Genomic DNA, 21,269 nt, shown 5'->3' with positions numbered 1-21,269 from the left:
GAATTTCCATGACTCGCATCCTATTCGTTGGCCAGAAACCCGAAACCGTGGACTTCTCGGACCCCGCTCTGCCGCCGGGGTTCGATGCGGGAAAAATCAATGCGGGGATCGCCTTGGCGGTCGCGAAGATTCACGAGCGCGGCTGGGAAGGCGATACCTGCATGATCACGCCTGACGATGCGGGGCTCGCCATGCTGGAGACACAGCTCAAGAGCGCGCACTATGATTGCGTCGTCATCGGCGGGGGCCTTCGGATCCCACCAAACGGCCTCATATTGTTCGAGATGGTGGTCAACGCCGTCCATAAGGCGGCCCCCGACGCGACGATCGCGTTCAACACCCGTCCCGAAGATACAGCTGACGCAGCCGCCCGTAATCTGCGACCTATGGATGGTTCACCGCGATGAATTTCAAAACTGCTTCGCTCGTCGCTGCGTCGATTCTTACCCTGATCGCCACGGAAGCTCGCGCGGAAGGGCCGGAGCGCTCGCCCGCCGCGATCGGCGCGACAGCCTCGTCGCCGATGACCTTCGCCCGAGGCAAAACGTCGAGCGGATGGCTGCCGTTCGAATACGTCGCCGGCACCCGGATTTTCGTTCGAGCCACAGTCAACGGGCGGCCAGTGCTCGCCATGCTCGACAGTGGTGCGTCATCGACCGTGGTCGATCGGCGCTTTGCTTCCCGCCTCGGGCTGAGTCCGAAGGGGGATCTGACAGGCGAAGGCGCGGGTGGCTCAACCCCATATAGTGTGGTCCATGGCGTTACGGTGCAGCTGGGCGATCTCAGCTGGAACGGCGGCGATGCGGTGGCGATCGATTTGTCGGCGGTCGAAAAACAGGTCGGTCATCCCCTGCCGATGGTTCTGGGCGGCGAGTTGTTCCGGGATGCGGTTGTCGAGATCGACTTCACGAGGCACAGGATCGCCTTTCACAATCCTTCATCCTACCGCGCTGCCCCCAATGCTCGCACGGTTGCATTGACGCCCGCCGGCGAAAACCAGGCGATCTCCGTGCTCGTCGAGGGGCGCGCCGCGAAGCTCCTGTTTGATCTGGGCAATGCCGGGGCAGTGGACCTTTTCCCCGGTTTCTGGGAGCAGCCCGGTTTCGCCGACAATCGGCGGACATCGACGACCCTTGCGGGCGGTGTCGGCGGGATGAGCGTCCAGAAGGTGACGATGCTCCGCACGATCGCTCTCGGCGGCGCGACATTCAAGGAACTGCCGTCCCGTCTCGAAGATCGGCAATCGTCGCTGGACGCGCGCTCAGGACTTCTGGACGGCAATATCGGCATGGGCGTCCTCAGCCGCTTTCATCTGGTCGTGGACTTTCCTCACCACCATGTGTTGTTCGCGCCTCCGGTAGACGTGAACACCCCATTTCGCGTGAACCACGGCGGTTTGACGCTGCAGCCGGGATCAACGGGCTCCAAAGTCCTCTACGTGGCCCCCGACTCTCCAGCGGCCATCGCCGACCTAAAGGCCGGTGACATCATTATCATGGTGGACGGCAACAGGGCCGCCGGGACGAACGGCGAGTGGCAAGGAGGACAGATTGGTCGAACCGTCCGGCTGACGTTGGCGGATGGACAAGAAAAAACTGTGACTCTTGCAGCATATTTCTGACGGACACGGCCGCCACTGTCCAAGGTTCCGGGCGAAAACTGCCAAGCCGTTTTCGGCAGGCGCCACCGCCCTGCGGCGTATCCGGGATTGGGTGGTTAGCGACGGGGCGAGGTGCCAATCCATCCCAGCCAGCGTGACGGAATTGGTAGACGTATCACCGCTCAGAAACGGTGGTCCCTGAAAGACGGGTGCCGGGCATCCGCTGCAAACGCTGGCCGACCCCGGCCCCGGGGCGATTTGATGTCTGGTCGAGCGGCGTCGAGACTGTAGAGAGGCTGGCTGGCAGACGCGTCGAGATCCACGAAACGGCTCGCTCACATCGGCTTCAGGCCGGTTTGGATGCCAGCCATATCGTGGAGGGCGTGCGCTCCCGCGGGCCGGCATCGATCCTGATTTGCTCGACCGCGAAACCGGCGGTTTCGAGGCGCCAGACAAAGGCGTCGTCGTCATAGGCCGACCATATCGCCAGCACGCCCGCCGGGCGCAGCGCGGCATAGGCCGCCCGCAGGCCCCAGTTGCAGTAGAGCCTGTCGTTGGCGAGGTTGATAAATCCGTCCGGGCCGTTGTCGACGTCGAGCATGATGCGATCGAAACCGCCAGGGGCGCCGACGATCACGTCATGCACATCGCGAATCTCGATCGTCACGCGCGGGTCGGCAAGATTGCCGCCGAATAGATGGGCGAGCGGGCCATTGGCCCATGTCACGACCTTGGGAACAAGCTCGGCCACCACGATGGTGGCGCTTGCCGGCAGCGCGGCCAGTGCCGCCCCCAGCGTGAACCCCATGCCGAGCCCGCCGATGAGCACGCGGTCCTGATGCTTGCCCATCCGCCGACAGGCCAGGGTCGCCAGCGCCTTTTCGGAATCGACTGCCTGACTGCTCATCAATTCGTCTTCGCCGAACTGGATCGAGAAATCCGGGCCGCAGCGCAGGAGTCGCAACAACCCGCCACCGGGGATATCCGCCGTATCGACGAGCTCGATCGAGTTCATGACGGCTCGCCTTTCTGGTGGGGAGGGCCGGCAGGCATCAAAAGCCAGCGGCGCAGCAGCGCTAGGAGGTGAATGTCGATTCGCCTAGCTTTCTTCGTTCTCGGGCCGCGCCTTGGGCGGATGCAGCCTGACCCGCTCAACCCGGGTCGGCTCGGCCTCGATCACCTCGATCGTCCAGCCGCTGTCATGGCGGATGCACTCACCCGCCTGGGGCACATGCCCGGCCAGCACCGCGGTCAGGCCGCCGATCGTGTCGATATCGCCGTCCACGTCCAATACGGTGCCGATCGTCTCGCCGACATCTTCGAGTTCGGCACGCGCATCGGCTTCCCAGGCGCCGCCGTCGAGCGGGACGATCAGCGCCTCGGGCGCATCGTCATGCTCGTCCTCGATGTCGCCGACGATCTCCTCGATCAGGTCCTCGATCGTGACGAGACCCTCGGTCCCGAAATATTCGTCGAGCACGATGGCGAGATGGACACGTTTCTGGCGCATGTCGGCGAGCAGGTCGAGCGCACCGCGCGACATCGGGACGTACAGGGGTTCGCGGATCAAACCCTCGATCGACGTCGGGTGCTCGGCACCGGTCGCCAGGATGTTGAACACGTCCTTGATATGGACCATGCCGATGATCGTATCGAGCTTTCCGCGGTACACCGGCAGCCGGCTGTGGCCGGCCTCTGCGAACAGCTTCACCAGGTCGTCGAAGCTGGTCTTCTCCTCGACCGCGACGATGTCCGCCCGCGGCACGCCGACATCGCCCGCGTCCCGCTCGCCGAAATGCAGCAGGTTGCGCACCATCTGGCGTTCCAGCGGGGAGAGGTCGCCGGCCGCGTCGGGCCCGGGCTCGTCCTCATGCGCGTCGATTGCATCTTCGAGTTGTGCCCGGAGCGATTCGTCGCCGGGATCACCGAAAATAAGGGCACGGAAGGAGCGCCATATGCTGCCTTCCTGGGTGCCGGCCGTATCCGTTTTCAGGCCGGTACCGGTGCTACTGTCGCCTTCGGGCATGGTGGTGTGTCAGTCCTCACGTATCAGATAGGGGTCCTTGAGGCCAAGCGACGCCAGCGCATCGGTTTCGATGCTCTCCATCGCTTCGGCTTCACGATCCTCCATATGGTCATAGCCTAGCAAATGAAGCGTGCCATGCACGATCAAATGTGTCGCATGGTCCTCGACCGAAATATTCTTCTCGGCCGCTTCGCGCGCGCACACGCCATGAGCGAGCACGATATCGCCGAGCAGCACTTCGCCGTCATCCGAATTCTGGTCGATCGTGTCGAGCAGATCGGCTTGCACCATCGGGAAGCTCAGCACATTGGTCGGCTTGTCCTTCTGCCGATATTGCGCATTGAGCGTCTGCACTTCCTCATCGGTGGTGAGGCGCACGGATATCTCGACCAGCGCGGCGGTGGTCAGCATTTCGCCATGCTGCGTACGTTCCATCGCCGCGGTGGCAGCGCGCAGGGCGAGCGTTTCCCAGTCGATGGTCTCGGGCCAGGGCGATTCGATGGAGAGGGCGGTTTCGAGCATAAAGCCTTTCAGGCGAGATCTGTCTGGACGAAGTCATTGCCCTTGTAGAGAAGTCGGGCGTCATTGGCCTTGGCACAGGCATAGGCGAAGCAATCGCCCATGTTGAGTGCGGCGGGGTGCCGGCCCTTACCGTAAGATCGATAGGCTTCGAAGGCCAACGCAGCCTCGTCGCCACCAATGGGTACGCGGCGCAACGGGCGCGCGGCGGCGACATCGGATACCTCGCGCTGCGCAGCCTCGCTCGAATATCCGTAGGATCGGCATAGAGCTGTCACCGTTTCCCATTCGGTCATCGCCGACCACAAGGGATCATTGTCGTCGCGCACCTGGACGGCCAGATCTACCTGTTCCGGCTCGCCCGCGATGATCGCGACCAGTGCCGATGCATCAACGAAAAGGGTCAACGACATCCTCCTCGCCGGAAAGCCAGTCGTAAAACGCCTTGTCCGCCCGCTTGCCGGTGGGCTTCGGCATGGGGTGGGCCCGGCGGTATTTCGCCAGCCATTCCACAAAATCCGGCTTGGGTTCTGCTTCGCCCAGCTCGGCCTTTCGTCGGCGAAGAAGGTCGCGAACCACCTCCGTCTTGGTCGTCCCCAGTCGCGTAGCCAGCTCGGCAGCGAGTGCCGCCGTCTCACTGTCCTTGATGAAAAGGGATGCCATATGCGCCTCCGGGATATCCTCTAATGTAGTTTGGGATATCCCATCCTTCAAGCATCCTGTCCCTCATAGGCCTCGACGATGCGCCCGACGATCGGATGCCGCACCACGTCGCCAGCGCCGAAGCGGCAGATCGACAGGCCCTCGACCCCCTCCAGCCGCCCGACCGCGTCGTTCAGCCCGGAGGCGGCCATGCCACCGGGAAGGTCCGTCTGCTTGGGATCGCCGCATACCACCATGCGGCTGTTCTCGCCGAAGCGGGTCAGGAACATCTTCATCTGCGCGGGCGTGGTGTTCTGCGCCTCGTCGAGGATGATGAAGGCATCGGCCAGCGTGCGCCCGCGCATGAAGGCGATCGGCGCGATCTCGATCTCGCCCGAGAGGATGCGCCGCTCGACCTGCTCCGCCGGCAGGCAGTCGTTGAGCGCATCGTAGAGCGGGCGGAGATAGGGATCGACCTTCTCCTTCATGTCGCCCGGCAGGAAGCCGAGCTTCTCGCCGGCCTCCACCGCCGGCCGCGACAGGATCAGCCGCTGCACGCTGCCGGTGATGAGCTGCGCGACCGCCTGTGCCACTGCGATATAGGTCTTGCCCGTACCCGCCGGCCCGAGCGCGAAGATGATGTCGTGGTTGAGCAGCTCGCGCATATAATGCTGCTGCGCCAGGGTCCGCGGCACGATCGTCTTCTTGCGCGTGCGGATCATCACCTGCGGTGCGCCGTCGGCATCGGCACGGATGATGCCGGCGAGCGTCGGCTCGACCGACATGGCGATCACCGCGTCGACCAGGCCCGCATCGGCGCGCTCGCCGCGTACGATCCGGTTGTACAGGCTTTGCAGCACGTCGCGCGCGGCCGCGACCGACTCGGCAGTGCCTTCCAGCCCCACCCGATTGCCGCGCGCGGTGATGTACACACCCATGCGGTTCTCGAGCAGCAGCAGGTTCTGGTCGAACTCCCCGAAGAGCTGCGGCATGAGCTGGGGCTTGTCGAACACGACCTCGGTACGGCTGCGATCACCGGACTGTGCTTGGACAGGCTTGCGGCTCATGCGGTTCCTTCAGGCGGGAGGGGAAGGGCGGGTGACTCGACCGAACAGACCGCTCGGGGCGGTGTTCCGGAAGAGGGGCGAGTCTGCTGCATCCGCTCGCGAGTTTGGCAGAGCCGGGGCGGCGATGACAGGGGGAATATCGATGGTCTGTGCTTTGCTCTGGCCCTGTGGCAGGATTGTCTATGCCAGCAACGCGGTGCGGCTCGCTATAGCCGCCGGATCGACATCGGTTTCGTACGCGATGGCGATGCAGAAACGTTGCCAGGTCTCTGGGTCCGCGGCCGACTCCGTCGGAAGTTCGTTGAGCAGGGAGGTCCACACATCACCTACGGTGAGCCAGCGTGGGGCATTCGCCGTATCGAGCCTTACGCTAAAGGTATGTTCGACTCGCTCGATCGCGTCGATCTCGTCGCCGTCACCACCAAGGCCGAGACTTGCCAGCATTGCCTGACCTTTCTTAAGCCTGAGAGACCTCAGGCCGCTTCGCGCACCCGCTCCACGCCCGATACAGAATTCGGCCACGCCGCCTCGATCTCCACCTCGATCACGTCGCCGATCGCGGCGCCCGAAACGAGATGTACCGATTGCAGCCAGGGGCTCTTGCCGATCAGCTGGCCGGGCAGCTTGCCCTTGCGTTCCAGCAATATTTCACAAGTGCGCCCCACGCTCGCCTTATTGAAGGCCTCCTGATCGCGGTTGATCGCGGCCTGGAGCCGCTGGAGCCGTTCGTCCATCACTTCCGCCGGCACCTGATCCGCCATGTCGGCGGCCGGGGTGCCGGGGCGGGGGCTGTATTTGAAACTGAATGCCTGGGCGTAGCCGACCGCATCGATCAGGCTGAGCGTGTCCGCGAAATCGGCCTCGGTCTCGCCGGGGAAACCGACGATGAAGTCGCCCGACAATGCGATGTCGGGCCGTGCCGCCCGGACCCGGTCGAGGATGCGCAGATAGGAATCGCGGCTGTGGCTGCGATTCATCGCCTTCAGGATCCGGTCGCTGCCGGCCTGCACCGGGAGGTGGAGGAACGGCATCAGCTTTTCGACGTCGCGGTGGGCGTCGATCAGGCCCTGCGTCATGTCGTTGGGATGGCTGGTCGTATAGCGGATGCGGGCCAGTCCCTCGATCCTGTCGAGTTCGCGGGCGAGCGCGTCGAGCCCGCCGGTGCGCCCCGCCGCGTCTTCGCCCGTCCAGGCGTTGACGTTCTGCCCGAGCAAGGTGATCTCGCGCGCGCCGGCATCGACCAGCGCCTTCGCTTCATCGACGATCGCGGCCCAGGGGCGGCTGACCTCGGCACCGCGCGTATAGGGCACCACGCAATAGGTGCAGAATTTGTCGCAGCCTTCCTGCACCGTCAGGAAGGCCGATGGCGGCACGCGGCGGCGCGCGGGGAGATGGCCGAACTTGGTCTCGACCGGCATGTCGGTGTCGAGCGCGGACTCGCCGCGCGCTGCCTTCGCCACCAGGTCCGGCAGGTTGTGATAGGCTTGCGGGCCGACCACTATGTCGACCTTCGCACGGCGCACGATCTCGGCGCCTTCGGCCTGTGCCACGCAGCCTGCAACCGCGATCATCGGCGCGCGGCCGTTCTTCCGCAGGCGGCCGATATCCGAATAGACCTTCTCGGTCGCGCGCTCGCGGATGTGACAGGTGTTGAGCACGATCAGGTCGGCGGCGTTGGCATCGTCGGTCGCGGTCATTCCGTCCGCGGCCATGAGCTCACTCATGCGGTCGCCGTCATACATGTTCATCTGGCAGCCGAACGACTTGACGTGGAAGGTCTTGGGGGTGGGTTTCATGATGCCGCGCCTATAGGCCGGGGCGTGCGGCGCCGCAAATCCTCGCCGGAACGGGGAGGGGGACCATTCGCGTCTTCAGCGGATGGTGGTGGGGTCTTCCAGTAGCGTTACGATGGAGAAAGCCCTCCTCCACCATCCTTCGGAGGCTCCCCCTGCCCGTGCCGGGGAGGATCAGGCGCCTCATATCGGACCGCATCGACCGCATGGGCGAATGGCCTGAGCGGATGCCCCAGTGACGCCACCAGCGCTTCCTCGATACGACGCCGGCTCTCCGCCGCTATCGCCTTCCGGCCGGGAAAGTCCTGAGGATAGAAGGGTTCGAGGAAATGCACCTTCATCTGGAAGGAGCCGCGTCGCGACAACAGCCGTTTGGCATTGTCGATGCCCGTCTCGACGCCGATCCAGCCGATTTCCTCGGCCACCGCGCCATAATCGAGCAATACCGGCTGGACGAGCACGCCGGCGGGCGGGGGTTCGAGCACGCGCAGCATCGGCGTCTTGAACGGCAGCAGCGATTTGCCGTCGGTCGTGGTCCCTTCGGGAAACACGGTCACCGACCAATTATCGGTCAGCGCATCGCGCAGCTGGTTGATCTGCTCCGCCACGCCCATGCGGTTCTCGCGCTTGACGAACACCGTGCGGTTGAGCGTCGAGAGCCAGCCGACCACCGGCGCTTCGCGGATCTCCTCCTTGGCGACAAAGGCGGTGCCGCTCTGCCCGGCGATCGCGAGAATATCGATCCAGCTCAGATGATTGGAGATATAGAAGACGTCGCGCGTGAGCGGTACGCCGACCCGCTCCACCCGCGCGCCGGCCATGCGGCCGGCCCAGGCGAGGAAGATCTTCGGCCAGGGGGAGGCCAGTCTCAGCAGCCGCCACAGATAATGAAGCGGCACCATCACCAGCAGCGCGAGCACGAGGCCTGAGGCCCGCAGGGCGATGCGCGCCCAGCCAAGGGTGTCGATAGGGGCGGGTTTGCCTGCCGCCGCCTCGGCGCGCCTCACATCGGCGTCGGGCAAGGCCTAGGACTTACGGTCGAGGGCGACGCCGTACAATTCCATGCGGTGGTCGACGAGGCGGAAGCCGAGCCGCTCGGCGATCGCCTTTTGCAGCTGCTCGAGCTCGGGATCGACGAATTCGATCACCTTGCCGGTCTCGACGTCGATCAGGTGATCGTGATGCGATTCAGGTGCGGGCTCGTAGCGGGAGCGGCCGTCGCCGAAATCATGGCGGTCGAGGATGCCGGCTTCCTCGAACAGGCGCACCGTGCGGTACACGGTCGCGATCGAGATGCCGGGGTCGATCGCAGAAGCGCGGGCATAGACCTTCTCCACATCGGGATGGTCTTCCGCTTCGGAAAGCACGCGCGCGATCACGCGGCGCTGGTCGGTAATCCGCAGGCCCTTTTCATTGCAAAGGGCTTCGAGGTCGATCTTGCGTGCCATGGCACACATGTAGTCATTCCGGGCTTATTGATAAAGGGCGACCGACTCGCAATAAGCAGAAGCCCCCCTTCCCGTCGGGGGAAGGGTCGGGGAGCTCGTCAAGGACGGTTGGTTCAGCGCGTCGTCTTGCGGCGCTTGGTGCCCAGGCCGATCTTCTTCGCCAGCGTGCGGCGCTGTTCGGCATAGTTGGGGGCGACCATCGGATAGTCGGCGGGCAGGTTCCACTTGGCGCGGTACTGTTCCGGGGTCATCTGATAATGCGTCATCAGGTGGCGCTTCAACATCTTGAGTTTCTTGCCGTCTTCGAGGCAGACGATATAGTCTGGCTTGATCGAAGAACGCACCGAGACTGCCGGTTCCTGCTTAACTTCCGGGACCGGAGCGGTGCCGCCAAGGCCCGCGAGCGCGCCATGCACGTTCGCGATCAGCACCGGCAGGTCCGAAACGGCCACACTGTTGTTGCTGACATGTGCGGCAACAATATCGGCAGTCAGCGTTATCAAGGTCTCCTGCAGTTCGCTTTGCGTATCCATTATATTCCTTTCGACCCATTATTCGGTTGCATTGAACTCGCATCCGTACGGCGCGCTATCCTACTTTGGATCGCGACGTGCAAGTAACAATTGGCGAACTGAGGTCGTTTTCAGTTAAGCTTGCGGCTATAGGTAAAGGCATCGAATGCCTGACCTGCAGTTCCCCGATAATAGTTACGACGCTGGCCAACCTTAACGAAACCTGTACCGTGATACAGTTTGATCGCGTCATTGCCTTCGCGGACTTCGAGATGGAGAGTAACTGCGCCGGAACTTATGGCATCGGCAATGACAGAACGTAGTAAAGCGGCGGCGACGCCGCGACGCCGCAGCGCCGGCACCGTGGCGAGCAGCAACAGTTCGGCTTCGTCGGCGACGATGCGCGACAGGGCGAAACCGGCGGGCTCCCCATCGAGCGACGCGATGGTCAGCCATACACCGGGCATGGCGAGGATGCCGAGGCACTGGTTGCGGGTCCAAGCCTCGCCGAACCGCGGGTCGAAGGCGCCCTGCATGAGCTGATCGACCAGGGCGAGATCGGCAACGCTGCCGGAACGCAATTCGATCATATGCAGCATCGTACTCATTCCGCCGGTGCGAGCGGCTTCGCGTCGGGCGCCCGGCCATAGATCGGTCGGGGCGGCAGGGTGACAAGGGGCACTGGCAGCAACAAGGCATCGGCCGCGCGCGGCAGCGCCTCGGCCAGCGATGCGGTATCGTCGAGCGCTTTCAGGAATCGCACGCCGTTGCCGATCGCGGGGCGCCCGTCCAGCATCGCCAGCGCCGCTTCGGGCTTGAGCGAGGCGAGCGCGAAAAGGGGCGTGAGCTGAGCGTCGAAGGCCTGCATGAAGACCTCGCCATGCCCGCCTTCAAGCACGACGGCAAGGCTCGACCATCCCGGATTCTGCGCAAATCCCGCCGCAGCGACGACCGACAACGACGAATAGCCGAACGCTTCCGCCCCCCAGCCGAGCGCGAGCCCGCGCGCCGCGGCGATGCCCACACGAACACCGGTGAAGCTGCCGGGTCCGCAATCGACCAGGATGCGCCGGGCCCGGCCGCCCCCCGGCAGCTCGGCGATCATCGGTACCAGCCGTTCGGCATGGCCGCGCCCGACAACCTCATGCCGAGAATCGATCACGGTGCCGCCTTCGATCCCGCCCTCGGCCCGCCCCTCGATCAGGGCGACCGAGCAGGCGGCGGTTGCGGTTTCGATGACGAGGGTTCGGGAAGCTTCAGGCAATCGTGTTGAACCGCTCGAACTCGGGCCGGGGCAGCCGGTCGAAGATCGTCGCCGGATCGCCATGGCCAAGCGTCGAGATGAAGTTGCTGCGCACCGCCGGGGTGTCGGCGAAGAAGGCTGCATCGACCTTGCCATTGTCGAAGCCGGACATCGGGCCGGTATCGAGCCCGAGCGCGCGCGCGGCGATGATGAAATAGGCGCCCTGCAGCGTGGAGTTGCGGAAGGCCGACGCCTCGCGCAGTTCACTATTGCCGTCGAACCAGCTCTTCGCGGTCTGGTTGTGCGGGAACAGTTCGGGCAGATTCTCGTGGAAATTGGTGTCCATGCCCAGGATCACGGTCACTGGCGCCGCCAGAATCTTCGGGGCGTTCTGCGCGCTGGCGCAGGCGGCGAGCTTCGCCTTGGCCTCGTCGCTCACGCACCACACCATCCGCGCGGGCAACTGGTTGGCGGAGGTCGGGCCCCACTTCATCAGGTCCCAGATCGCGCGCAGATCCGCGTCGCCGACCGGTTCGTCGGTATAGCCGTTATAGCTACGCGCGGCACGGAAGATCGTGTCGAGCGCCGCGTCGGACAGCTTCTCGCTCATGCAGAATTCCTCGAACTATGGGAAAGGCGGATCAGACCGCGCGAACCTCGGTGACCTCGGGGACATAATATTTGAGCAGCTGCTCGATCCCGTTCTTCAATGTCGCGCTCGACGAGGGGCATCCCGAGCAGGCGCCCTGCATCTGGAGATAGACCTTGCCCTTGTCGAACCCGCGATAGACGATGTCGCCGCCGTCATTCGCGACGGCCGGCCGTATCCGCGTCTCCAGCAGGTCCTTGATCTGCACGATGATGTCGGCATCCGCCGGATCTTCCGGGAAAGTCTCCGTATCGTCGGAAGGCACCGCGATGCCGCCGGCATTGCCCGGACGGAACAGCGGCATGTTCGCGCTGAAATGATCGAGCAGGATGCCGAGCACATCGGGCTTCAGCGCGTGCCACTCGACGCCCTCGGCCGCCGTGACCGAAATGAAGTCGCGCCCGAAGAACACGCCGGTCACGTCGCCCAGCCCGAACAGCGCCTCGGCAAGCGGCGAGGCGTCGGCCTCTTCGGGCGTGGCGAAGTCTCGGGTGCCAGCCTCCATGACCGTGCGGCCGGGGAGGAACTTGATGGTCGCCGGGTTCGGCGTCGTTTCGGTCTCGATCAGCATGGGTCGCATGTGGGCCGACAGCGCCGCCGGATCAAGGCGCGAAGTGGAAACGCTCGGTTGCGGGTGGCACCGATCCGGTTCCAGCCACGCTTGACCGGAAATGGCGGCTTGGTCAGGCTTCGCACCACCGGGGATGGGGGATTGTCGAACCATGGGCACGCAACAGTCGGCGACCGTCAGCATCGTCAACCAGACCGACGGCAATGCCGATATCATCCTGTTCCACAACAACGACAGCAACGGGACTCAGCGCGGCCGCTGGTCGGTCGGGCCGGGGGAGGCGACCGGTCCGCTTCAAATCCTGTTCCAGACCGGGCCCGGCACCGAGGATATCCTCGACTATTGGTCGGTGATGCTGTTCGTGAAGGACGGCAGCGATGCGGGCCTCTACATCAATGCCGGCACCCTGTTCGATCCGAACTGGAAGGAAAGCCAGCTCCACCATGAAGACGCCGGCGCCGCGCTGACTTTCCCGCTCAGCGCCTCGACCTTCGGCATCGCGCTCGCCTCGGGCGGCACCACCGATTCGATGAAACGCCTCTCGCCCGCCGCGACCAGGCCGATCAGCCATGTCTTCGTGCTGATGCTGGAGAACCGCTCGTTCGACAATCTGCTCGGCATGTCGGGCCTGCCGGGCATCACCGCGGCGACGACGTCGGATTCGAACAGCTATGTCGATCCGGACGGCAAGACCTGGACCTATCACGTCCAGTCGGGCGCGCCGCTCACGCTGCCCACCGATCCGGGCCATGAATTCGCCGACGTCGTCGAGCAACTCTGCGGCCAGGGCAAGACGTTCGATCCGACCAAAGGCTATGGCCCGATCGACAATTCGGGCTTCGCTGCAAGCTACGCGACCTCGACAAGCGAATATCCGCACAAGACGCCGCCGGCCATCGACGTGCAGGACATCATGGACTGTTTCGACAGCCCGGCGCAGCTCGGCGTGCTCTACACGCTCGCGCAGCACTTCTCGGTGTGCGACCACTGGTTCTCCTCGCTACCCGGCCCGACCTGGCCCAACCGCTTCTTCCTTCACGGCGCCTCTTCCTCGGGTTTCGACGACAGCCCGAAGAACAGCCAGATCGTCGGCTGGGAGATACCGGGAAGGGGTTTCAGCTATCCGCACGGATCGATCTTCCAGCGGCTGGATTCCAAAACGATCCCCTATCGCTTCTATCACGATGCCGGCCCGGGCTTCCTCAGCGCCTATAGCGACGATCCCAAGGCCGGCTCGATCCTCGGCGCGATCCCGCAGGTCACCGCGCTGACCGGTGTCAGCCTTTTGGACTTCCACGGGGTGGATGGGCTCGCAGCCGACCTGCAAGGCCCGTATCCCTATCCCTATACCTTCATCGAGCCGCATTATGGCGACCTGACCGGCAACTATGCCGGCGGCTCCTCCCAACATCCGATGGACGATGTCTATGGCGGCGAGCATCTGATCGCGGCGGTAAGCGCGGCGATCCAGAATTCGCCTTATTGGGAGTCGAGCCTGCTGGTCGTCACCTATGACGAACATGGCGGTTTCTACGATTCCGTCACGCCGCCGTCCGCGGTCGCGCCGGGGGACAAGCCCGATTATGGCTACAATACCAACGGCTTCGACTTCACGACCCTGGGCGTGCGTGTTCCGGCCGTCATCGTGTCGCCGCTCGTCACCAGATCGTCGGTCGACGAGACGGTCTATGACCATTCCTCGGTGCCGAAGCTGCTCGAGGATCTCTGGGGCCTCGCGCCGCTGACGGATCGGGATGCCGCCGCCAGCTCGCCGCTCGCCAGCCTGCCGCCGGCGGGAACGCCGACGGAGCGGGTCGCACTGCCGACACCGATGCCGCCGCTCCGGACATCGAGGGTGCCGATGACGATGGCGGCGCGCGCCGCGATCCTCGCCCAGCCTCTCCCCGAATCCGGCAATCTGGTCGGCGCACTGGCCAATCTCCGCAAGGCCGATGCCGAGCTTTCGGGCGGCAGCCCGGCCGAGCTGGCGGTCGTCGCGGGCCGCCATGCCACGATCAGGACAAAGGGCGATGCCGAGGCCTATGCAGCCGAGGTGCTGGCGAAGGTGCGCCTGGTGCAACAGCAGCGCAGGCTCGCGAAGAGCGGGGCCGTCTAGCGCGCCGCCGAAGACGAGATGACTACAGGATCAGAGCCCGACCTGCGGAATGGGAATCAGGCTGAATCCCGCCAGCGGTACGACGATGAAGAGCGGCGATCCCGATCCGGGGCCCGGACCCGGCGTGGGGGTCGGCGTTGGTGTCGGTCCGGGTGTCGGTGTCGGCGTGGACGAGGATGACCCGGAGATCGTGTAGGAGGTGCGGTTGCCCGCCGGATCGAACGTCGTACCCATGGTGACGCCACTGCTGGGGCCGCCCGTACGGCTCGTCGTGATGAGCCGCCCGAGCGCGTCATAGGTGTAGGTGACGTTCTCCGCCGCGGATGCCGCCGAACTGGTCAGCAGGGCGGCCGCCGCGGCCCCGGTCATCAACAGGCAACGCATTCTCATCGCAGTTCCCCTGAGGCACAGGCAACGACGCAGCAATAATCATAGCGGGCGCCGCGAGTCCCGGCTCTACGGGTGGAGCCCGGGATGATTCCGGTCAACCGCATCCGGCGGTATTTTTAGCGCCATTTCAGCGCCATTTCGCGGCCCTCACACCAGCGTGGCGCGCCGGATGCCGATCCGTCGCTGCGGCCGATGCCGCATTCGCAACCAGTCTTTGCGCCGGGCTTCATGCTCAAAAAGTGAAGCGCCCGCCCAGCGACAGCACGACCGCATGCGCATCCTGCAACGCGCCCGATACCAGGATCGGCGTCTGTGCCGTGGTGCCCGCGAACGCCGCCGTCGTACGGTCGATCGTCGCGTCGGCGAAGGCGACATAGCCGGCCGCCGCGTCGATCGCGAAGTGCGGCGACAGGCGATAGGTGCCGCCGGTGGTGAGGTTCCAGCGGTTCGAATCCGGCACGCGCGCGTCACGCTGGCCGTCGCGTGTCGGCGTCATCACCCGCTGGACGCCGGCCCGGACAGTCAGCTTCGGGCTCAACGCATAATCCGCGCCGCCTGCCAGGCTCCAGCTGTCCTTGTAATTCTCGGGAATGGCCGTGCTCACCGGCGCGCCGAGTTGAATGGCGTCGAACTGGTGCCAGCCATGCGCCTCGGCCTGCGCGTTGAGCGTCAGCCTCTGCGTCGCCCGCACACGCACGCCGCCCATCGCCTGCCAAGGGGTGCGGAAGGTCGCATCGACATTGGAGAGGGTGACGTTCGACCCGGCGAGCGGACCGACCAGGCCGGAAATGGCGACATCGCCGTTCAGCCGGTGCTTCACGCTCGATTTGTAGCTGAAGCCGATCGTGGCCACGTCATTGTGGAACTGGACGCCTGCCGACCAACCGAGATTCCAGCCATTGCCCTTCAGCGACTGGCTGCCGTCCGGCAGGCTCGCCAGTACATTTGGCAGGGCATTGGTCAGCGTCGCTTCGGCATATTCGACATTGAGCGCGGCACCGAGCCTCAGCCACTCGGTCGGCGCGATCGCGATCGAGGGCTGGATGTCATAGGTGCGCAACCGGGTCCTGTCCGCGCTGTAACGGGTCCAGCTGTCGGCGTCGTAATCGGTGGTGAAGCTGTAGGGCGAGGTGATCGCCAGCCCGACGGCGAGGCCCCGGCCCAGGGGAATGGCGAGCGCGCCGGTCGGCAATATCCCGCGACTGATCGGATTGCGCGCAAGCGGATTACCCAGGACCGGCGCCGCCGGCTGGCCTGGTCGCGTGATCCGGGTTCCGCGATCGACCACATCGCCCGACGGCAGGATCGCGCTGGCGCTGGCGACGATGCTGATGTCGCTCTCGTCGGCGATGGCGGCCGGGTTCCACCACAGCGAGTCCGGTCCTGTATCCGCCACCTCGCCGGAAAAGGCGCGCCCCGCGCCGCGCGCCGACTGCGCCTCCAGGTAAAAGGCCTGGGCATGGGCGATGCCCTGCATGCCGAACAGGCCCACGAGCCCGGTCGCGAGGAGGAGGGGAGTCTTTACGCTGGGATACATGGCAATTTCCTGATGTACGCGGGGTTACTCTGGGAAAGGGGTCAGTTCACACGGGTCCAGGTCTGCGTCTTGCAGAAGGGCACGAACACGCAGCCGCGCAGCTTCAACTGGTTCGGGCCGGCCGGGGTGATCCGCGCGCTATAGGTCTTGCCGTCCTCGGCATTGTAGATCGTGCCGTCCGACCACACGCCGCCCGAACCGGCGGTGAAGCCGCTCAGGATCTGCAGCCCGCGCAGCGGCCGGCCTCGCAGCGCCGCATTGGTGTTCCGGGTGTCGGCAAGCGACGGGTTGGTGCGCAGCGCATCGGAACTGACGATACGCCCGCAGATCGAGGCGCCGCAGCGCTGGATCTCGACCACCCCGCCGCGGGTTTCGGTCTTCCATCGCCCTGCAATGCTGCCGGGCTGCTCTGCCGGAACGGCCGGTGCCGCCCCTGCCAGGGCCAGAACCATCAGGATCGTCATCCTCTCAACCTCCATTTTTGCTCCACGGCACGGATGTCGCCCGCGTTTCGCCGATAGGGAGCCGGGGCCTTACGCTCGCTTTGGGGATTAGCGAAGGGGAGGTCTCGACTTGCTCTGAGCGCAGAACCGGGTTGGGCCTGCGCCGTTCCTCGGTTGGTCGCAATTATACGAAAGATGGGTGATGCTCGGTTTGCGTCCGGCACTTCCCCTTGCGGCGCCGGTTTGGCAGGGCGGGTTAGGCGGTCGATGTTTAATACATTCATTTTAAACATAAAAATTATTTCATCTTAGTGATCTTCGCTTGCGGTGAGTCGTGGTCGGGAGCCCTACTGGCGCAGGGTAAACGTTCCGGTGCGTTCCGTCCGAAAACTTTCCCGTCGCGCGATTGTGCCGCGGAAGGGTGTAAATAACAATGAGACGTATCAAGGTCTTTAGAGTCGTAATGGTAGTGTGCTTTGCGGTGGATTTGATATTCCTTATTTATTTTGGAAATTTCCTGACACTTAATAGGCCTTCTGTTCAAAATAATATTTTTACGATAGCGTTTGATGCACACGGTGTGTCGGTTTTTATATCTAAGGTGGACTATGCTTGGTATTACCGTGCAGAAATTCTATCATATTTATTAGGTGTGTTGGCTGCTATTCTCTACATTTCGGAATTCAGAAAGCGCTAGGTTCCGGTCATGCTGCATTCAATTTTACTTGGCCGTGCGCTTATAGTAACCTCCCATCCATGGCGCGGCCGGCCCGCCGCGCGATATGGATGGGAGTCATTTCCCGCACGGGATGTTATTGTAGTTGTAGGATATAATTCTTATTATGCTTACAAATATTGGCGACGCTCTGGGTGAATATTTTTCTTATATCAAAAAATGCGAGCGACGTACTAAGAGCATCTAATCGATGATATCGGCACCGTCCGCCTTCAGGCGGGCGAGGCCGTCCTTCATCTGTCGTAGCCGTTCAGGCGTGTGCCCTTGCCACGTCGTTACTTCGGCAATGACTCGCAGCGGATCGCGGGAGCGACAGGACAGCGTCGGATTACCAGGGAATTTCTTGTCCGTCAGGTTGGGATCGTCTTCGAACGGTCCGGTCGGCTCCACGACATAAATCCGTTCCCGGCCGTTGCCCGTCGCGAGTTCGGCGCCCCAGATCGCAGCATCCAGCGTGCCCGCAAAATATACCCATGAGAGCGGTTTGGCTTCGGTGAAGTTGGACTGGTAGCCGACAACGATCAGGTCGCCGGGTTCAAGATCGGCCTTGGTTCCGTGGAAGAATGATTGAGAAAACATGCTGGCAGTTGCCGACATAGGACCGCCGCTCCTTTGCTGTGAATCGAGGAGCGTTGTCCTGGCACAAGGCCCCCGGCTTGCCGCAAGCCCGTTTCCGGGTTAGATAATGAGAGCGGGGAGATGCGGCGACGTCTTCTCGATGCCCCGCTACCTTCATGACTCTCATTGACATCATGCCGTGGCCAAGGCCCTGCGCCGTCGATTCAATTGCGACGACGGGCGGGGTATCGATCCTGATACGGCCAGTGCCGCCGGTCTTGCTGGAACCGTGATCGAACCCCGCCTCGGAGAATCAGGGCCTCAGCGATGCGCCCTGGCCTGTTCGCGTTGTGCCTTCGCTGCCTTGGCCGCGCGGTGGTGGCCATACCAGCATCCGGCGACGGCGCCTGCCACGGCGTGGCCCTTGCCGACATAATGGCCGGCCACCCCGCCGACCGCGGCGCCCTTGAGGCAGCCCTTGGCAAGAGCCGGTGTGGCGCTGGTGGCCATCGCGATCGCAGCGATCGTCAGGACGAGACGGGACATGGCAATTCTCCTCGGTTGATGGGGGGCAACATGGTCACACCAGATGAAGGTCGACCGGGGCGGTCCCTGGAAAGACCAGTTCCAGCCGTCGCGCGTCGAGCCCGTAGTGCCGCGCCAGCAACCCGCCCGCCAGCGCCCTGTAATCGGTCAGCACCGGCAGGTCGCGGCCCTGGTTGAGGGTATCGGGTGCGACCTTCACCTGCGGCCCGACGATGCGCCCGCCGGCCACGCCGCCGCCCATCACCCAATAGATGCTGCCATGGCCATGGTCGGTCCCCTTGTCGCCATTCTCCCGAAAGGTCCGGCCGAATTCCGACACCACCAGCACGACGGTGTTCGCCCACGCGTTCGCCCCGATCTCGTCGGCAAAGCCGGCCAGGCCGCGGCCCAATTCGCCGATCCGTCCGGCCAGATACCCCTGTGCACTGCCCTGGTTGACATGGGTGTCCCATCCGCCAACATCGACGAACGCCAGGTTGAACTGGTCCCGCATCAGCCGCCCGATGCGCCGCGCGGACAGCTCGAAACCCTTGGGGCTCACGGCGCCGCGATTGGCCGCCGTCATTTCCTCCGCGATCGATTTATAGACCGTGTCGCGCACCGCGAACCCCTGCGCCACCGATCCGCCCAGGTCGCTGCCCGCGACATGCTGGCCGTGATACATCGCCTCGATCAGCTTCGCCTGGCGCGGGTCGATCGCGGGCTTGCCGATGCCGTTGAGCGCAACATTGGGGATGGCGCGCGTGCCCCCGCGAAAGATCAGCGGCATCTGGTCGGTGAAGGCGATCGGCTTATCTGTCCCGATCGCCGCCGCCAGCCGCGCCATGAAGCCCGACTGGTAATTGCGCGTGCCGCCGATCGGCTGGCCCAGCTCGATCGTGTCCTGCGTCTCGAAATGGCTCCGGCTCATGTCGTCGGTCCCGGCGAACGGCACGAACGCGATCTGCTTCTTCTGCCACAAGGGCAGGATCGACTCCTTCAGCGCCGGATGCAGGCTCCAGTCGCCATCGAGCGGCAGCGCCGCATCGGGGTTCGCCGGATCGGGCTTCTTTAGCGCCAGAGTCGGCCGGGCCGTGGCATAGAAATCGCTGCCGGTCGGCGCGATGATGTTCGCCGCGTCATAGGCGCCGCGCAGGAATACGACGAGCATCCGCGCGCCGCCTGCCTGCGGCGCCGCGAAGGCGCGCCCGGCCAGCACGAACGGCGCGGCGAGGGCTGCTGTCCCGATCAGGGTGCGACGGTCGATCATGTCTCTCTCCACGTTCATCGGCGCATGAATTCGGGGGACGACAGGAACAGGGCGTTCCAGTCCTGCGGCGACACCGCCTGGTCGAGGGCGCTACGCGTCTGCGGCGACAGGCGGTCCCGGACGCTGCCGAAATACAGCGCATTCTGCAGTTGCGGGAAGGCTGGCGGATCGGCCATGCCCGGCTGCGCCGATTTGAACAGCCCGGCCGAACTCCCGCCGATCTGCCGCGCTATCTCGAACCTTACGCTCAACTGGCCGGGGCCGGTCCAGGCGGCGCTGGTCAGCGGATAGCCGTCCGGCGTCTCGTGCGCATACAGGCCCTGGCCCATCCGGTTGAGCCAGTTCATGACCGGCGCCGCATTGGTGATCACCCGGTCGTCATAGGTCATGCGCACCGCCGAGATCGCGTAATGGACCGGGTCCTTGAACGTCTTGCCCAACGACGCCTCGAACGCGCGCGACCGGAACAGCGTGCGCAGCACCGCGGCGATGTCGCCATGGCTGCGCCGGAACGTCGCCGACATCGCCGCGACCAGATCGGCCGGCGGCGCGTCGCCGACGAAATAAGTCGCGAGCCGCTCGGACACGTGCCGCGCCGTCGCGGGCGAGGCGGCGATCAGGTCGAGCGCCTGCGTCACCTCGTCATAGCCCGACCCCTTGATCCTGTGGCCCAGGAACATCTTGTCCCCGAAATCATGCCGTGCCGGGTTGAACTCGAACAGCCCGGCCCGGACGAGCAAGGGCTGCCATGCCGGTTTCAGCTTCGGCGGGTCGGGCTTCAGGTCGACGCCAACCCCGGTCAGGATCCGCGCCAGTTCCTGCACGTCCTTCTGGCTATAGCCCGATCCGACACCCATGGAGTGAAGCTCCATGATCTCGCGCGCATAATTCTCGTTGATCTTGCCGGCGGCATTCTGGTCGTTGTCGAGGTACCGCAGCATCGCCGGATGGCGCAACGTCGCCTCCAGCAAGTCGCGATACCGGCCCAGGGCGTTCGGGCGAATCGCCTGATCCTCATAATCGCCGACCATCGCCCGGATATCGCGCTTGGCCGCCTGCACGTTGAACTGGTTGAACCAGAACCAGGTCATCTGCTCGCGCAGTTGCGCCGGCGAATAGAGGTCGCGCAGGACGGAACGCGTCGCCGCCTCGGTCGAGAGCGCGGCCATATGCTTGTTATAGGCGTCGCGTGCCGCCTTTTTCTGGTCTGGGTCGGTCAGCGCATTGGCCGCCCGGTTCTCCGCATCGAGATTGACGACCAGCGTCGCCATCGGCGTCCGGACGATCTCCATCGCATCGATCTGTGCCTGCGCGGGGGCGGGCAGGGGGCCGTCCGGCCCCATCCGCAACTGCGCGTCGATCAGGTCAGCCTTCGCGTCCATCGCCGCGGCGGAAGACGGGCTCGCCCCCCAGGTGATGCGGTCGAGCAGCGCGATGTCGCGCGCCTTGCCGGGCGGTGCCGCGGCACCGGCCAGCAAGGCGATCGGCAGCAGCGCGCCAAGGCGACGCAGGGATGGGGGCAGGGCAAGCAGGCGCAACAGCATAAACATGCAACTCGTTGTCCCGGACGATCTTCATGGCACCGGAGTGATTGCTGTCGCCTGAACGCGCGGGCGGCGGTAGC

25 protein-coding genes are annotated in these 21,269 nt (G+C 64.4%); 3 read left to right on the top strand and 22 right to left on the bottom strand.

Going from position 1 to position 21,269, the window contains the following annotated elements:
• Window positions 1-8 precede the first annotated feature (8 nt).
• Both AC1DT7_RS21585 and AC1DT7_RS21580 read left to right on the top strand, forming a co-directional pair.
• On the top strand, window positions 9-407 hold the full coding sequence (locus AC1DT7_RS21585) for a hypothetical protein (RefSeq protein WP_478038239.1): 399 nt from the start codon (window positions 9-11) through the stop codon (window positions 405-407).
• Window positions 404-1,621 carry a retropepsin-like aspartic protease gene (locus AC1DT7_RS21580; protein WP_478038238.1) on the top strand — a complete coding sequence of 406 codons (1,218 nt, stop codon included), beginning with the start codon at window positions 404-406 and terminating at the stop codon, window positions 1,619-1,621. Before AC1DT7_RS21585 ends, AC1DT7_RS21580 begins: the two co-directional genes overlap by 4 nt.
• Window positions 1,622-1,946: 325 nt before the next feature.
• On the opposite strand, the gene AC1DT7_RS21575 is transcribed toward AC1DT7_RS21580, so the two are convergent.
• The 15 genes from AC1DT7_RS21575 to AC1DT7_RS21505 all read right to left on the bottom strand — a co-directional run bounded on the left by AC1DT7_RS21575 (window position 1,947) and on the right by AC1DT7_RS21505 (window position 12,070).
• Window positions 1,947-2,615, bottom strand: a complete 669-nt coding sequence (locus AC1DT7_RS21575) for a spermidine synthase (protein ID WP_478038237.1) — start codon at window positions 2,613-2,615, stop codon at window positions 1,947-1,949.
• An 84-nt stretch (window positions 2,616-2,699) separates the two neighbouring features.
• Complete coding sequence (locus AC1DT7_RS21570) at window positions 2,700-3,626, bottom strand: hemolysin family protein (RefSeq protein WP_478038236.1); 927 nt, start codon at window positions 3,624-3,626, stop codon at window positions 2,700-2,702.
• A gap of 9 nt (window positions 3,627-3,635) precedes the next feature.
• The gene (gene ybeY / locus AC1DT7_RS21565) at window positions 3,636-4,148 is read right to left on the bottom strand and encodes an rRNA maturation RNase YbeY (RefSeq protein ID WP_478038235.1); all 513 of its coding nucleotides are present in this window, start codon (window positions 4,146-4,148) and stop codon (window positions 3,636-3,638) included.
• 8 nt (window positions 4,149-4,156) lie between these two features.
• Window positions 4,157-4,558, bottom strand: coding sequence for a type II toxin-antitoxin system VapC family toxin (locus tag AC1DT7_RS21560; RefSeq protein WP_478038234.1), 402 nt, complete (start codon window positions 4,556-4,558; stop codon window positions 4,157-4,159).
• Window positions 4,536-4,808 carry a type II toxin-antitoxin system VapB family antitoxin gene (locus tag AC1DT7_RS21555; RefSeq protein WP_478038233.1) on the bottom strand — a complete coding sequence of 91 codons (273 nt, stop codon included), beginning with the start codon at window positions 4,806-4,808 and terminating at the stop codon, window positions 4,536-4,538. The genes AC1DT7_RS21560 and AC1DT7_RS21555 overlap by 23 nt, the downstream gene beginning before the upstream one ends.
• Before the next feature lie 47 nt (window positions 4,809-4,855).
• Window positions 4,856-5,854 carry a PhoH family protein gene (locus AC1DT7_RS21550; protein ID WP_478038232.1) on the bottom strand — a complete coding sequence of 333 codons (999 nt, stop codon included), beginning with the start codon at window positions 5,852-5,854 and terminating at the stop codon, window positions 4,856-4,858.
• 180 nt (window positions 5,855-6,034) lie between these two features.
• Window positions 6,035-6,298, bottom strand: coding sequence for a hypothetical protein (locus AC1DT7_RS21545; RefSeq protein WP_478038231.1), 264 nt, complete (start codon window positions 6,296-6,298; stop codon window positions 6,035-6,037).
• A gap of 29 nt (window positions 6,299-6,327) precedes the next feature.
• Window positions 6,328-7,650 carry a tRNA (N6-isopentenyl adenosine(37)-C2)-methylthiotransferase MiaB gene (gene miaB / locus AC1DT7_RS21540; protein ID WP_478038230.1) on the bottom strand — a complete coding sequence of 441 codons (1,323 nt, stop codon included), beginning with the start codon at window positions 7,648-7,650 and terminating at the stop codon, window positions 6,328-6,330.
• A 107-nt stretch (window positions 7,651-7,757) separates the two neighbouring features.
• Entirely contained in the window at window positions 7,758-8,669 is a 912-nt protein-coding gene (locus AC1DT7_RS21535; RefSeq protein WP_478038229.1) for a lysophospholipid acyltransferase family protein, read from the bottom strand.
• 3 nt (window positions 8,670-8,672) lie between these two features.
• Complete coding sequence (locus AC1DT7_RS21530; RefSeq protein WP_372853105.1) at window positions 8,673-9,095, bottom strand: Fur family transcriptional regulator; 423 nt, start codon at window positions 9,093-9,095, stop codon at window positions 8,673-8,675.
• Between the two features lie 113 nt (window positions 9,096-9,208).
• Complete coding sequence (locus AC1DT7_RS21525) at window positions 9,209-9,628, bottom strand: Ros/MucR family transcriptional regulator (RefSeq protein WP_478038228.1); 420 nt, start codon at window positions 9,626-9,628, stop codon at window positions 9,209-9,211.
• A gap of 110 nt (window positions 9,629-9,738) precedes the next feature.
• Window positions 9,739-10,215, bottom strand: a complete 477-nt coding sequence (locus AC1DT7_RS21520) for a GNAT family N-acetyltransferase (RefSeq protein ID WP_478038227.1) — start codon at window positions 10,213-10,215, stop codon at window positions 9,739-9,741.
• Window positions 10,212-10,871: a tRNA (adenosine(37)-N6)-threonylcarbamoyltransferase complex dimerization subunit type 1 TsaB gene (tsaB, locus tag AC1DT7_RS21515; RefSeq protein WP_478038226.1), complete on the bottom strand. Its 660-nt coding sequence runs from the start codon at window positions 10,869-10,871 to the stop codon at window positions 10,212-10,214. Before tsaB ends, AC1DT7_RS21520 begins: the two co-directional genes overlap by 4 nt.
• Entirely contained in the window at window positions 10,864-11,460 is a 597-nt protein-coding gene (locus tag AC1DT7_RS21510; protein WP_478038225.1) for a malonic semialdehyde reductase, read from the bottom strand. The genes tsaB and AC1DT7_RS21510 overlap by 8 nt, the downstream gene beginning before the upstream one ends.
• Window positions 11,461-11,491: 31 nt before the next feature.
• Window positions 11,492-12,070 carry a NifU family protein gene (locus tag AC1DT7_RS21505; protein WP_478038224.1) on the bottom strand — a complete coding sequence of 193 codons (579 nt, stop codon included), beginning with the start codon at window positions 12,068-12,070 and terminating at the stop codon, window positions 11,492-11,494.
• A 151-nt stretch (window positions 12,071-12,221) separates the two neighbouring features.
• Here AC1DT7_RS21505 and AC1DT7_RS21500 point away from each other — a divergent pair, with 151 nt between their 5' ends.
• Window positions 12,222-14,186, top strand: coding sequence for an alkaline phosphatase family protein (locus AC1DT7_RS21500; protein WP_478038223.1), 1,965 nt, complete (start codon window positions 12,222-12,224; stop codon window positions 14,184-14,186).
• Window positions 14,187-14,216: 30 nt separating this feature from the next.
• Here AC1DT7_RS21500 and AC1DT7_RS21495 read toward each other — a convergent pair whose 3' ends face one another.
• The 7 genes from AC1DT7_RS21495 to AC1DT7_RS21465 form a co-directional block, all read right to left on the bottom strand.
• Window positions 14,217-14,570 (bottom strand): hypothetical protein, encoded by a 354-nt coding sequence (locus AC1DT7_RS21495; RefSeq protein WP_478038222.1) that lies wholly within the window; start codon window positions 14,568-14,570, stop codon window positions 14,217-14,219.
• A gap of 238 nt (window positions 14,571-14,808) precedes the next feature.
• On the bottom strand, window positions 14,809-16,113 hold the full coding sequence (locus tag AC1DT7_RS21490; protein WP_478038221.1) for an OmpP1/FadL family transporter: 1,305 nt from the start codon (window positions 16,111-16,113) through the stop codon (window positions 14,809-14,811).
• Window positions 16,114-16,154: 41 nt separating this feature from the next.
• A complete protein-coding gene (locus tag AC1DT7_RS21485; protein ID WP_478038220.1) occupies window positions 16,155-16,577 on the bottom strand; it encodes a DUF2147 domain-containing protein in 423 nt (140 codons plus the stop codon).
• 898 nt (window positions 16,578-17,475) lie between these two features.
• On the bottom strand, window positions 17,476-17,889 hold the full coding sequence (gene arr / locus AC1DT7_RS21480) for an NAD(+)--rifampin ADP-ribosyltransferase (protein WP_478038219.1): 414 nt from the start codon (window positions 17,887-17,889) through the stop codon (window positions 17,476-17,478).
• A 282-nt stretch (window positions 17,890-18,171) separates the two neighbouring features.
• Window positions 18,172-18,396: a hypothetical protein gene (locus AC1DT7_RS21475; protein ID WP_478038218.1), complete on the bottom strand. Its 225-nt coding sequence runs from the start codon at window positions 18,394-18,396 to the stop codon at window positions 18,172-18,174.
• A 34-nt stretch (window positions 18,397-18,430) separates the two neighbouring features.
• Window positions 18,431-19,645 (bottom strand): DUF1501 domain-containing protein, encoded by a 1,215-nt coding sequence (locus AC1DT7_RS21470; protein ID WP_478038217.1) that lies wholly within the window; start codon window positions 19,643-19,645, stop codon window positions 18,431-18,433.
• Between the two features lie 14 nt (window positions 19,646-19,659).
• Window positions 19,660-21,195 carry a DUF1800 domain-containing protein gene (locus AC1DT7_RS21465; protein WP_478038216.1) on the bottom strand — a complete coding sequence of 512 codons (1,536 nt, stop codon included), beginning with the start codon at window positions 21,193-21,195 and terminating at the stop codon, window positions 19,660-19,662.
• Between the last annotated feature and the right edge of the window lie 74 nt (window positions 21,196-21,269).

It is taken from the genome of Sphingomonas sp. P3_C6, from assembly GCF_056402595.1.
The sequence above is the reverse complement of the archived record's forward strand: the minus strand, read 5'-3'. Positions and strand labels throughout refer to the sequence as shown.

Coding starts and splice junctions, on each gene's coding strand:
- AC1DT7_RS21585 (WP_478038239.1), top strand. CDS start 9: ATGACTCGCATCCTATTCGTTGGCCAGAAACCCGAAACCGTGGACTTC.
- AC1DT7_RS21580 (WP_478038238.1), top strand. CDS start 404: ATGAATTTCAAAACTGCTTCGCTCGTCGCTGCGTCGATTCTTACCCTG.
- AC1DT7_RS21575 (WP_478038237.1), bottom strand. CDS start 2,615: ATGAACTCGATCGAGCTCGTCGATACGGCGGATATCCCCGGTGGCGGG.
- AC1DT7_RS21570 (WP_478038236.1), bottom strand. CDS start 3,626: ATGCCCGAAGGCGACAGTAGCACCGGTACCGGCCTGAAAACGGATACG.
- ybeY (WP_478038235.1), bottom strand. CDS start 4,148: ATGCTCGAAACCGCCCTCTCCATCGAATCGCCCTGGCCCGAGACCATC.
- AC1DT7_RS21560 (WP_478038234.1), bottom strand. CDS start 4,558: ATGTCGTTGACCCTTTTCGTTGATGCATCGGCACTGGTCGCGATCATC.
- AC1DT7_RS21555 (WP_478038233.1), bottom strand. CDS start 4,808: ATGGCATCCCTTTTCATCAAGGACAGTGAGACGGCGGCACTCGCTGCC.
- AC1DT7_RS21550 (WP_478038232.1), bottom strand. CDS start 5,854: ATGAGCCGCAAGCCTGTCCAAGCACAGTCCGGTGATCGCAGCCGTACC.
- AC1DT7_RS21545 (WP_478038231.1), bottom strand. CDS start 6,298: ATGCTGGCAAGTCTCGGCCTTGGTGGTGACGGCGACGAGATCGACGCG.
- miaB (WP_478038230.1), bottom strand. CDS start 7,650: ATGAAACCCACCCCCAAGACCTTCCACGTCAAGTCGTTCGGCTGCCAG.
- AC1DT7_RS21530 (WP_372853105.1), bottom strand. CDS start 9,095: ATGGCACGCAAGATCGACCTCGAAGCCCTTTGCAATGAAAAGGGCCTG.
- AC1DT7_RS21525 (WP_478038228.1), bottom strand. CDS start 9,628: ATGGATACGCAAAGCGAACTGCAGGAGACCTTGATAACGCTGACTGCC.
- AC1DT7_RS21520 (WP_478038227.1), bottom strand. CDS start 10,215: ATGAGTACGATGCTGCATATGATCGAATTGCGTTCCGGCAGCGTTGCC.
- AC1DT7_RS21510 (WP_478038225.1), bottom strand. CDS start 11,460: ATGAGCGAGAAGCTGTCCGACGCGGCGCTCGACACGATCTTCCGTGCC.
- AC1DT7_RS21505 (WP_478038224.1), bottom strand. CDS start 12,070: ATGCTGATCGAGACCGAAACGACGCCGAACCCGGCGACCATCAAGTTC.
- AC1DT7_RS21500 (WP_478038223.1), top strand. CDS start 12,222: ATGGGCACGCAACAGTCGGCGACCGTCAGCATCGTCAACCAGACCGAC.
- AC1DT7_RS21495 (WP_478038222.1), bottom strand. CDS start 14,570: ATGCGTTGCCTGTTGATGACCGGGGCCGCGGCGGCCGCCCTGCTGACC.
- AC1DT7_RS21490 (WP_478038221.1), bottom strand. CDS start 16,113: ATGTATCCCAGCGTAAAGACTCCCCTCCTCCTCGCGACCGGGCTCGTG.
- AC1DT7_RS21485 (WP_478038220.1), bottom strand. CDS start 16,577: ATGACGATCCTGATGGTTCTGGCCCTGGCAGGGGCGGCACCGGCCGTT.
- arr (WP_478038219.1), bottom strand. CDS start 17,889: ATGTCGGCAACTGCCAGCATGTTTTCTCAATCATTCTTCCACGGAACC.
- AC1DT7_RS21475 (WP_478038218.1), bottom strand. CDS start 18,396: ATGTCCCGTCTCGTCCTGACGATCGCTGCGATCGCGATGGCCACCAGC.
- AC1DT7_RS21470 (WP_478038217.1), bottom strand. CDS start 19,645: ATGATCGACCGTCGCACCCTGATCGGGACAGCAGCCCTCGCCGCGCCG.
- AC1DT7_RS21465 (WP_478038216.1), bottom strand. CDS start 21,195: ATGTTTATGCTGTTGCGCCTGCTTGCCCTGCCCCCATCCCTGCGTCGC.